The organism is Colwellia chukchiensis (assembly GCF_002104455.1).
In the GTDB taxonomy this organism is placed as follows: domain Bacteria; phylum Pseudomonadota; class Gammaproteobacteria; order Enterobacterales; family Alteromonadaceae; genus Cognaticolwellia; species Cognaticolwellia chukchiensis.
In genome coordinates, this window is the sequence record NZ_NBOC01000002.1 from 268727 (window position 1) to 280358 (window position 11632).

At 42.0% G+C, this 11632-nt stretch carries 11 protein-coding genes; 1 reads left to right on the plus strand and 10 read right to left on the minus strand.

Annotated features, from left to right (window positions below):
- Positions 1–48 precede the first annotated feature (48 nt).
- From B6K83_RS04690 to B6K83_RS04725, 8 genes are all read right to left on the minus strand, one after another.
- Positions 49–504: a potassium channel family protein gene (locus B6K83_RS04690; protein ID WP_085283755.1), complete on the minus strand. Its 456-nt coding sequence runs from the start codon at positions 502–504 to the stop codon at positions 49–51.
- Between the two features lie 285 nt (positions 505–789).
- Positions 790–1131, minus strand: coding sequence for a hypothetical protein (locus tag B6K83_RS04695; RefSeq protein WP_085283757.1), 342 nt, complete (start codon positions 1129–1131; stop codon positions 790–792).
- A gap of 2 nt (positions 1132–1133) precedes the next feature.
- Complete coding sequence (locus B6K83_RS04700; protein ID WP_085283759.1) at positions 1134–1772, minus strand: hypothetical protein; 639 nt, start codon at positions 1770–1772, stop codon at positions 1134–1136.
- Positions 1773–1856: 84 nt separating this feature from the next.
- Entirely contained in the window at positions 1857–2546 is a 690-nt protein-coding gene (locus B6K83_RS04705; protein ID WP_085283761.1) for a PspA/IM30 family protein, read from the minus strand.
- Between the two features lie 23 nt (positions 2547–2569).
- Entirely contained in the window at positions 2570–2983 is a 414-nt protein-coding gene (locus tag B6K83_RS04710; RefSeq protein ID WP_085283763.1) for a YjfI family protein, read from the minus strand.
- Positions 2984–3120: 137 nt separating this feature from the next.
- Complete coding sequence (locus tag B6K83_RS04715) at positions 3121–4872, minus strand: polyamine aminopropyltransferase (protein WP_085283765.1); 1752 nt, start codon at positions 4870–4872, stop codon at positions 3121–3123.
- Between the two features lie 83 nt (positions 4873–4955).
- Positions 4956–5858, minus strand: a complete 903-nt coding sequence (locus B6K83_RS04720) for a DUF350 domain-containing protein (protein WP_085283767.1) — start codon at positions 5856–5858, stop codon at positions 4956–4958.
- An 8-nt stretch (positions 5859–5866) separates the two neighbouring features.
- Complete coding sequence (locus B6K83_RS04725) at positions 5867–6844, minus strand: hypothetical protein (protein WP_085283769.1); 978 nt, start codon at positions 6842–6844, stop codon at positions 5867–5869.
- Positions 6845–6993: 149 nt separating this feature from the next.
- Here B6K83_RS04725 and glnE point away from each other — a divergent pair, with 149 nt between their 5' ends.
- Positions 6994–9900, plus strand: a complete 2907-nt coding sequence (gene glnE / locus B6K83_RS04730) for a bifunctional [glutamate--ammonia ligase]-adenylyl-L-tyrosine phosphorylase/[glutamate--ammonia-ligase] adenylyltransferase (RefSeq protein WP_233143795.1) — start codon at positions 6994–6996, stop codon at positions 9898–9900.
- 36 nt (positions 9901–9936) lie between these two features.
- Here the strand turns inward: glnE and B6K83_RS04735 are convergent, their stop codons facing one another.
- Positions 9937–10617, minus strand: a complete 681-nt coding sequence (locus B6K83_RS04735; protein WP_085283771.1) for a TcpQ domain-containing protein — start codon at positions 10615–10617, stop codon at positions 9937–9939.
- 54 nt (positions 10618–10671) lie between these two features.
- Positions 10672–11610, minus strand: a complete 939-nt coding sequence (lpxL, locus tag B6K83_RS04740; RefSeq protein WP_085283773.1) for an LpxL/LpxP family Kdo(2)-lipid IV(A) lauroyl/palmitoleoyl acyltransferase — start codon at positions 11608–11610, stop codon at positions 10672–10674.
- Between the last annotated feature and the right edge of the window lie 22 nt (positions 11611–11632).

The following is an 11632-nucleotide window of genomic DNA, read 5'->3' on the forward strand; positions in this document are numbered from 1 at the left end:
TATGTTATTATAAAAAAGTGTTTGTGCTATAGCTTATACTTGTGCACATTACTTATCTTTTAATAACAGTTGCTCTAGCGTTAATAGCTTTTGATAAATTTCCGCGTTTTGTTTTCGAAGCTCTCTATTTTTTACATTAGTATCTGAAAAGCCAAATATTTTTGCAGCAATTAAGGCGCCTAAACCACCGATAATACCTACCCCAAATATAAACATTAGCGTTACCATGGTACGGCCAAGTGTCGTTACCGGATAATGGTCACCAAAGCCTATAGTGGTGCTAGCCATAACCATTAACCATATGGCGTCTGAAAAATCGCTTATGGTGGCGCCGGCAACGCCCATTTCAGCATGATAGGTAATGTAACCAAATAACAGTACAAAGCTGAGCATTAATAAAATTGACATTAAGGCAATAAAGCGAGTTTTATAGTTTACCACGCCAAATTCATCTACCGAGCAAAGTCCAGATTTATTCGCGATGTTTTGAAATACAAATGACATAACTATTCTCTTTTTAATTCGATGTGTTGCGTTGCAAATAATATAACGGTAGCGATATTGATGAAACCGTAAATATCACCTTAAGGGTAAATGGATTACTGCCGGAATGTTTATACTCAGTAGCGAGGGTTGCAACGCTTGACGTATCGCCCAGTAGCCGTTGTGACATTAGGGGATGATTAAATGTGATGAGGGCAAGTTTACTGATTATTTATACTGTCGAGTTAAGTGTAAGCCTAACGAGACTATCAGGCTTTTTATCACGTTAGATAACGATAACTATGGCTAGCTTTGGTCGTTATTTTTTAAGCCTTGATTAACATAGTTAATTAAGTCATCCATCAGTTTTTTTTTGATTTCAAGCTGCTGCTCTGCAGATAAAGCGTATTTTTCTCCAAGCAACTCATAATCGCTAGCCGATAAGCTAACCGTTAAGCGCGGACGTTTAGGGCGTTTATTGGTCGGTAGCCCTAATATATCTCTAATTTGCTCTGAGGGGCTAATACCCGCCTCGAGCGCTTGTTTTCTGATGGCCAGTTGAATTTTTTCGTCCATATCAAAAGCCACTTGTACGGCTTTAACCGCTTTGACAGACGATTGCCATTTTTCGGGGAGTTTTCGTGTCACAATTAACTTCCTGGGTACATGTCAACAAGGTCGGTTGTTGGTCTAAATAAGGTTAAAAATACATCGGTATCGCCATCTTGCCATACTTCGATATCAATGCCATAAGCTTGGTCTTCATTATACAAGCAAAATAGCTCAAATGGCTCACCACTGTCTTGGTCTTGATAGGGCGAAATTGTGTTTTCGCGGTGATCTTTACGATGAAAATAGCCTACTTGAACCGAGCCACTTTGCTGGTAACGCTCACTACTCCAGCCAGTTGTTGTCTCATTATCCGCTTGTCGCTGTAATTGAACTTGCGCCGTTTCCTCAAAAATTTCTGCAAAGCTGTCAAGGTCAAAAAGCGTTTCAACGTCTTGCGGTGTTATTTTCAAGGAAAACTTGAGATAGGTTTTATCATCTTCATCCAAACTTAAATAGAGTTCAGTATCACTGTTGCCTTGCAATACCCATTCTAGTTGGTTTTTTCGCTCAAATTCGTAACTATTGACCGCAGTTACTTGTAGCTCCTGTGCGCGCAGCTCGGCAGGTAAGGCAAAGCTATCAGAGATAACAATAATATCACCTAAGGAGAGGTCTTTAACGTTATCAAGCGTGCGCTCGGCTTTGGGTTTACTAAAAATATTTTTAAAAAAGCTCACTCGTTGCTCCTAAATACAGCACTCGCTAAAACCAAAAAACCGCTTAGCATTTTCGGTGCTAAGCGGTAAGGTGGATGGTACGGGTTATTTTTGCTTTGCCTTTAAACGCTCTAATACTGAGTTGGCGTTGTTATTTGTGGCACCAATACCGGCTTCTTTAAGCTTAGCTTCTAGTGAGTTGTCAGAGTTTTCAGACTCAAGCACCTCTGCAGCTTTCATACGATCATCAAACTTTTGCTGTTTAGCTTTGATGCGCTCTAACGAGTCTTTCGCGCTTAATAACTTCGAGTTGCTTGATGAGAAATTATCTGTGATAGCCGAGGTTGCTTTTTGAACGCTTTCGGTAGTCTTCACCATAGATAATTGACGTTTATATTCAGCAACTTGACGCTCACTTTTCTTAACTAACTCTTTCAGGCGTTGTGCGTTACCTTCAAAACTATCGAGTGCTTGCTGCTGGGTGCTTAACTCGCTTTCTAGGGCTGATATTTTTTCCGCCACTGCAAGGGCTAACGCTTCGTCGCCTTTTTCTAATGCCTGCACGGCATAGCCTTCGTGTTCGATGATCTCGCGTTTAATACGATCAACATCACGACTTGATGACATTTGTTGCGCCATAACCCCAGTTAATTCACGCTTTGCTTTGGTGAGGTGGTTTTCTGCATCGCGAATTTCTTGTTCAAAAATTCGGGTGGCATTGGCGTCGACAATTGATTCACCTACTTCTGTGGCACCACCGCGAATGGCTGTCATAATTTTTTTAAAAATACTCATAATAATACTCCTAAGGTGGTTGCTTAAATTAAGTAATCACTCATGTCGTCAATAATTTCTAAGGCGTTATTGCTTAATACCGCAAGTTCATGTTCGATATCGTTAAATGTTGAGCTAATGGCTAGTGCACCAAAAATGACATATTTATCGCCAATTTTTGAAAAAGAAGATAAAGGCATTGGAATGTTCATTTCTAACATGCTGACATGCATATCGTTCATCTTATTTTCTTTTACTTCTGATTTGTCCCATAAGTAAGTAATACAAAGCACTTGATCATCAGTGACAGAAACAAAAATAGGTAACTCTTCACGTCCCAGTACGGTAATTTGCAAAACATCAACTTCACCTGATATCGGTTGGCAATCAAACACCATACCTGTATCTGATTCATCGGCTAAGGTGTTGAGGTAGTCAGCTAGCGTATGAATATTCATGTTATTCCTTATGTTCTAGTAAATAACGTAACAAGTCGTGGTTAGGCTAGTTACGCAACGACATATTATGTCGAGTTGGGTTAATTTATCATCGTGACATATTATGTCAAGTGCTAATTTTAATTTCTCACTACAGCTTAGCGTATAGTGCCAGACTGTAAATGGGCATCATTCAATCCTTGTTGATCTTGCCATGCTTGTTGATGTAGCTGATAGATAACATGGCTGCCAAGGTAGTTAATCGGCACGCTGTCGCTATGTTGGTAAAAGTTTCGCGAAAACTCAAAGGCATTGATCATCATTGCCAAGCTTAGCCAATGGTGTTGGATTGGCAATTCAGGCAATTGCTGTAAACGGCGTAGAGGTGCCGCGCCGGCTTTGCTAGCGATTGTCCAGCCCCACTCGCCAAAGCTAGGCACATTGTCGTGATACTGTTGCACACTTGAAAATCCTGCCGCTTTAACGGTTTTGCCAATAGCGATAAAAGCACTTTTGGCGTGATAAGGGCTTGCAGACTGAATAGTGATTAATCCGTCGCCCACCAGTAATTGTTTTAATCGCGCATAAAAGTTAACCGAATAAAGCTTATTAAGATCCGGATGGCTCGGATCTGGTAGGTCGACAATAATGGCATCGTAGTTGTGTTGGTTTTGCAGTAACTTGTCGATTGCAATAAAGGCATCATCGGCAATAATTTCTACACGTGGATCTTGTAAACTGGCTGCGGTTAACGTGCTGATAGCGTCAGCTAATGGCCGAGGCAGTTTTTCATGAGGTGCTTTAAATAGCGCGATTAGCTCAGCATCTAAATCGACTAAGGTAACCTTTTTAACAGGCCAAGTTAGAACGTCGCGCAGCGCTAAGCCATCACCGCCCCCGATAATGAGAATATTATCATGACGCGCCGAGCCAGCTAAGGCAGGGCTGACTAAATAGCTATGGTAAATAAACTCGTCAGATGAGGAAAATTGTAAACGGCCATTTAAATAAAAATTAATGATATTGCCTTGTAACGGCCCCATATTGCGCTGAGTAAAAGTTAATTGTTGATAACGCGTTTTATCGCTATATACCACTTTATCAAGATACAGTAGGTTGCTCATTTGGCTTAACCAACTGTTACCGTACTGATAAATGGCAAGGATCATTAAAAACAACACACCGTGGGCGCTAATTAAGGTTTTGCGCCAGGTGAGCTTTTGCCAGTAGTAAATGATAAAAATGCTGCCAGCAATTAGGTTTAAGGCCGCCGTTAACGCGCTAGCTTTACTGATATCTATCGATAATAAGAACACCACCCATATCGCTGCGCCAATGCCAGCACCAACATAGTCAGCTCCATAAATAGTGCCGAGGTTATTTTTTAAATGCTTTTGATGAATTTCTTCGCGAATGCGGGCAATAAGCGGAATTTCCATACCAATAAAAAAACCCAAAATTAGACCAAAAAAGTAAGGGCTGTTAAAGGCAATAAAGCTCAACTGTTTAAACAAACCACCGCGTGGATAGGCGTCGGGGGGTAGGTTAAACATAGTGCCCAACAGCTCAGGAAAGGTTTGGGTAAGTGCAATAAGCGCACCAATGATCAAGATGGAGCTGCTGCCCAGAAAAGCAATAATAAGCTCAAGACAAACAAAGCCGTTAAAGGCACATGTTACTTTGCGTGCGGCAAAGGCACCTAAGCCCATAGCAACAATCATAAGGCCTATCATGGCGTAAATTGTGCTTTCCATAATGCCAAGTACACGGCCAGCGTAGTGGGACAGTAAATATTCGTAAACTAAGCCGCAACCTGCTAATACCGCCATAGTTAAAATTAATAATATATCGTCCCAGAGCAGGCGTTTATTGCGGTTGTTAGTGCTTGCTAAGCTGTGGTTTTCAACCATGTTTTTTTATCGCTGATAAATGACAAGGGGAATATTCAAGCCCAAGGGCAGGGCTTGAAGATGCAAGTTAGTGGTAATGAATACTACGCCATTAATGCTGTTAAAATGAGGGCGATAGAAATACTGATAGCCATTTCAACGCTGGCGACACCAATATTATGTTGTTGATCAACTTCCTCAACCAAATTGATGCCCATCAATACTAAGCGCTTGGCAATGGTCGTTAAAATAGCCACCAGCAAAGTCATGACAATACCAAACAGCAACCAAGCCATTAAATTAACCATTAAGGTATCAGGGCTATAAGTGAGGAAGTGGCTGGCAGCGGTAACGGCCAACGCGGTGCTAATAACTTGGCCTGCATAGCGAATTGCTAAGGCAACTTGCCCTTGAGCAAACGCATTTTGCATGCTGTTATTGGCATTATTAGCCGCGTACTGGTGTTCTTTCAATCGCGTTACTAATACCAACATAGCTTGAGAAACAATAAACCCAGCACTAATGGCAATAAAGGTGTTGATATCTAATCCATATACCCAGAGCAATACCGCGCGAATAACAATTGCCGTGGCGATAGCACCTGCTGCATCAACAATGCCTACCGCGATATTACGGGCTTTAATTTCTGTTGTTTTGTCGATTTGGTTTAAAGCGAGGCGATCATGGAAGATACGGCCAATTTTAATCAGTATTAGACCAAAAACTCCGTAGCTTGCCATGCCAATCATTTCCATTAAATAGCTATCGGCGCTTTCGCCGCTAATTGCTCCGGTAAGTACAATACCTAGCGCAGCCACACTACCTGCTACACTGATACCAAAAGCAAAGTTATCCTCTTTGGCAAGCTCGTCGGTCGAGTTAACCTTTGCAGATACGCCGCTAATAAAGCGCATGGCGCCAAGTAAAATAATGGCAATTGTAATGTCGATGGCCAAAAACACTAATAGCTCTTGGTTGAGGCCAGTTAATTCAATCATTGTATTCATATCAATTCCTACTTACCACGTCTAAAACTGCGTGAGGTTGTACTTCTACTGTTTCTAAAACTCGCATTTTTTGCGTTTTTATTTGCCTTTGCATAGGCACTTTTATTACTTGCTTGACGGGCAAAGCGATTAGCGCTGCTTTGTGCACTTTTGCTTTGGCTCGATATGCTAGATGCGCCGGTTCTATTTTTACTGTAAGCGCTAGTGAATTTCTCACCACGGCGTTGAAAAGACTTTCGTGTGCGTGTGTCTAAGTCGGTTTGTTGACGTAATTGGCTGGGTGAGCTATAGCGTTTGCGACCATAATCATTATAGTAACTGTAGTTACGGCCGCGGCCCCAATCACTATAAGATGTGCGACGAGAGCCAAATAAATCCCCCATCATGGCGTACATTCCATACCAAGCCCAAAATGACATGCCATTAGCACCTGTGGTCCAGCTGCCGTAGGCTGGGTTACCAATGAGTTGCTCACCCACACCAAAGTCTTGGGCCTTGTTAGCGGCAAGACTTTGCGCTTTTGACATGGCATTAACGCGGGGGAGTTTGCCCTCTGACATATCTGCTAAGACATTTAAAGGATCACTTAATGCGTCGGAAAATAAAACCGGATCGGCTGCTTGGTAAAGATTTAACAGCTCCTCGTATACGGCTTGTGAATTCGCAAACATTTGCGGTTGATTCTTTACCGTATTGAGTCGATCAACCAAGGCTAAAAACATTGGTCCTTGGCTGGTAGCATCTTTTAAAAATTCATCAATCAGCGGCTTATAACTGGGCTTTTCTTGTTTGAGCCTTGCCGCGTATTGTTTAATTAAATTAGCATTGCGTACTTGGCCGTTTGCTAAGGCTTGTGCTAACAAGTCAATACGTTGTTCCGTAAGCGGGATTTGCTGGGTAATTTGCTCTTTTACTGGATCTGTGCAAGCAAAAAGCATGAGTGTAAATAAGAGTATAATTGATTTAAGGGGCTGCACTTCTGCCATAGAGTCCTCAAAAATGCTATGGTGATCATGTATTAATATCACTTACGACATATTATGTCTATTTTTTTACCAAGATTAAGTGAAATTAGTGTGTTAAATATATTACGCTATGAGCTTAGCTTGCCATTTTGGTATTATCGAGGAACAACGTGCCTAATTCATCGCCTTTGCTACACTCTCCCTTACTTGCCGAGCAGCAGGAAAAAAGCTGGCAGCAATTTTCACAGCAACATCCCAACAGTGCAGAGCAACTGACAGCAGCGCAATTGGCTTTGTTTAAAAATGCCATCATGTTAAGTGACTTTATATTGCGTAGCGCCATACAAGCGCCTGAGATAGTGATCAAGCTTTTCGCTAGTGAGCAGTTACTAGCAGAAAAGGCCCCAAATTATAAGCAACTACTCAGCGAAAAGCTGCAATTGTGCAGCAGTGAAGCGCAATTACATCAATGCTTGCGATTATTTAGATTAGAACACATGGTTGATATTGCCGTTGGGGATTTATTACTCAAGCGTAGTCTCGATGAGTCATTGCAGCGGCTGTCCTCCTTGGCCGACAACATTATAATTGCGAGCAATCATTGGCTAGAAAAACTTTGTCATAGCAAATGGGGCGTGCCGGTAAATTCTGCCGGTGAAAGGCAAAGTCTACTGGTTTATGGCATGGGCAAGTTAGGCGGTAAAGAATTAAACTTTTCCTCAGATATAGACTTAATTTTTGCCTATCCAGAGGCGGGTGAAACACAGGGATTAAGGCGCAGTATTGATAATCAATTGTTTTTCACTCGTTTAGGGCAAAAGTTGATCACGGCGTTAAATCAGCAAACGGCTGATGGCTTTGTTTATCGTGTTGATATGCGTTTACGTCCTTTTGGTGAAAGTGGACCTTTGGTGATGTCATTTAATGCACTGGAAAATTACTATCAAGATCAAGGTCGCGATTGGGAACGCTATGCCATGTTAAAGGCGAGATTAATCGGTGAAGGCAAATATCATGGGCAATTATCCAATATGTTACGCCCGTTTGTATACCGGCGGTATATCGATTTTAGTGTCATTGATAGTTTGCGCCGTATGAAAGCCATGATAGCGCAAGAAGTGCGGCGGAAACAGTTGAAAAATAATATTAAGTTGGGCGCTGGTGGCATTCGAGAAGTAGAGTTTATCGTACAAGTCTTTCAAATGATCCGTGGTGGGCGAGTTAGAGAGTTACAGCATAGAAATTTATTAACAGTTCTGCCATTACTGGTAAAGCACAGTGAAATTAGTCAGCACAGTGCACAGATATTAACCGCCAGTTATCGATTTTTACGACGGGTAGAAAACATCATGCAAGCCCTAAACGATCAACAGACGCAAACTTTGCCAGACAATGCTTTGGACCAAGCACGGATCTTAGCCGCATTGGCGGCGCCAGAGTGTGCTGATTGGCCGGCTTTTATAGAGCAGCTTGCTATGCACATGCAAGGTGTTCATCGAGAGTTCGATGAGTTGATCGGCGAAGAAAGCCCGAACCGCAAAGCCATTGATCAATATTGGAGTACCTTATGGGATAGTCAGTGGAGCGATGAAGAAGCGATTGCTTGGATTGAGCAAGCGCCGCAATTAGTTGTGATGGCGGATGGCGATCATTATTGGCAAAGTGAAACTATTTGGATGTCGTTACGCGACTTTAGGCAGGAAATGTCTAAGCGCAGCATGGGCAACCGTGGCCGGCAAGTATTGGATAAACTGGTACCAACGTTGCTATGGCACCTTGCGGAAATGAAGTTAACCGACCAGACGCTGGCACGGGTTTTAACTGTGCTGACAACCATAGCAACGCGTACGGCTTATTTAGAGTTACTATTTGAAAATGAAGGTGCGCTAAAACAATTAATTCATTTATGTGATAACAGTAGTTGGGTGGCAGAGCATATTGCCAAGTTTCCCATCTTGCTCGATGAGCTGATCGACCCTAAATTATTTCATCAGCCGCCTTTGCTGTCCTCTTATGCAGCCGAATTGCGCGAAATTATGTTGCGCGTACCTGAGGATGATCAAGAAACACAAATGATCACGCTGCGCGAGTTTAAACAAGCCAAACAATTGCGTATTGCTGCTGCCGATATTACCGGCATCTTAGCCATTACTAAGGTCAGTGATCATTTAACTGCGCTGGCTGAAGCGATTATTGCAGAAGTGGCCAATTTAGCTTGGCAGCAGGTAGTGCTGCGCTTTGGCGTACCTAGCAGTAAAGTCGATACTTTAGACAAAGGTTTTGCCATTATTGGTTATGGTAAATTAGGTGGCATAGAGCTTGGCTATAGCTCAGACTTAGATTTAGTTTTTGTGCATGATGCCAATTTAAATGCCATGACCACAGGAGCGAAGGCGATCACCGCTGGGCAATTTTATTTAAAATTAGCGCAACGTATGATGCACTTATTTAATACGCGCATGAACAACGGTATTTTATACGAACTTGATATGCGTTTAAGGCCTTCAGGTAATGCGGGTTTGTTGATGATTCATATTGATAGTTTTGCGCAATATCAAGAGCAGGATGCCTGGACATGGGAGCATCAAGCCTTAGTGCGTGCGCGGGTAATTTATGGGCACTCAACCTTAACTGCAACGTTTAATGACATTAAACGTCGCGTGTTAATGAAGGAACGCGATAAAGTAAGTTTACGCGAAGATGTGACAAAAATGCGTCTAAAAATGCGTCAGCATTTAGATAAATCGAGTGAAGGGTTAATTGATATAAAGCAAGGGCGAGGAGGGCTAGTTGATATTGAGTTTCTAGTACAGTATTTAGTCTTAGCGCATTGTGCCGAGCATCCTAACTTAAGCTGTTATTCCGATAATATCAATTTATTAAAATATTTAGCGAATGTTGGTGTTATAAATCAAACGCAGCAACAAACGTTAGAGACAAATTATTGCCAATTACGCGACTTTGGTCATCATGCCACGTTAAAAAATATGCCGGCGATGATAGCGCAGCAAACTTTTATTGATCAGCACAGTGACGTGATGGTGGTTGTTAAGCAACTTTTGCAAGCTGATAAATAGTCGGACATTACATTGAGCGCAATTGCTTTGATGGCTTTATTGCGGCAACAGCAAACACTCTCGTGCTAAGTAGTCAATGTCATGTTCGATTAAAACTATGGTGCGTTGTTGATAACAGAAATAAATAGTTAGGCCGTTTTGAAAGTGTCCTTCAATGGCTTTTCCCACTTGGTAGGCAGTGGTAATAATATTTTTGTTAACTCGAAACGGATCTTTCACTAAAAAGTCTAGGTTAAGCCACCAAATGACTTCAAGACCATTTTGCTGTGCGTATTCAGACAACTTTTGCAGTAAGGTTTCACCTTGGCGAAACGGGTGGTTGTCAGTACTGCCTAACCAAGTTTTAGGTAAGGGCCTTGTGGTCATGCGCTTGGCTTCAAGTTGTTGTACTAAGTCGCCACTAGGCTCAGGTAAATAAACAATATTATTACGAATTTTTGGACCATCAGCATTCATATCGCCATGTAAATTTGCATAAAAGCGGGATAAGCCTTCCGCCGCAGCATTTTTACGCTTGCTGGGTTTGCTACTTTCAGTGACGGGCGCTATGGGCTTAGTCGGCGTTTGCTGCTGGGTATGTTGATGCGAGTCAGCTGCCATGATGTCATCCGCCGCCTCTTGGCTCATAGAAAACAAGAGGTCTTGGTTGTACAGTAAGGCGATTGCTAAGGCGGATAAAATCACAGCCAAAACAATGTTGCGTATCCAAAAGTTCATAAATGTTTAATATCGTTAATTTTAGTTCCTATGTCATACCATAACCAACTATCACTATTTATACAATGAAGGGTCGTGCTCATTGGGCCGTGTTTTAAAACGTCGATGTAACCACATATACTGCTCTGGTTTAACCAAGATTGCTTTTTCTAATTCTTGATTAATTCGAGTGACATCCGCTACATCGTCGCCGGACGGAAAGTTTTCTAACATTGGCTTTATCTCTAATGTATAACCACTGCCGTCATCGTTGCGGGTAGGAATTAACATATGGGTTTGGCAATTTTTTTGTCGTGCAAAAATTAAGGTGCCTGTGGTGGTTGCGGCATCAGGTACCGCGAAAAATGGCACAAAAACGCTGCGATTTCGACCATAATCTTGATCAGGCAAATACACACAAGCTTCACCGTCTTGTAAAGCTTTTAGCAAACCTTTGACGTCACGCTTACCTAACATGTATTTATTAGAACGACCGCGACCGCGAAATTGAAAGTATTCCATCAACTGATTGTTATGTGGTCGATAAAATACCACCATAGGATGTTCGGTACCGATACCGCGACAATTAATTTCTGCGCTCAGGTAGTGCATAGCCAATAAAAGTACGCCTTTGCCTTGTTGTTGCGCTGCTGCTATATGTTCAAGCCCTATAACTTTAGTTTTACGCTTAACGCGCCAGTCGGGCCACCACCAACCCATTCCCGTCTCTAATAATGCTATACCAGTGTTTTCAAAATTACGTTTTAGCATTATCTGCCGCTCGGCATCAGACATGTCTGGAAAACAAAGCTCTAAATTGCGCAATGCCACTTTCTTACGACTTGAGCCTATTTTAAAGAGTAAACGACCTATCATCTTGCCGAGCAAAAGTTGTAACCGATAGGGCAGCCATGAAATGGTATAGAGGATAAAAACCCCAACCCATGTCGGCCAATACTTAGGTAACAGAAAGGACATTTTAAAATTTGGCTGTAAAACTTTATTTTTACTCACGGGATGATTTCAACTCAAGGAA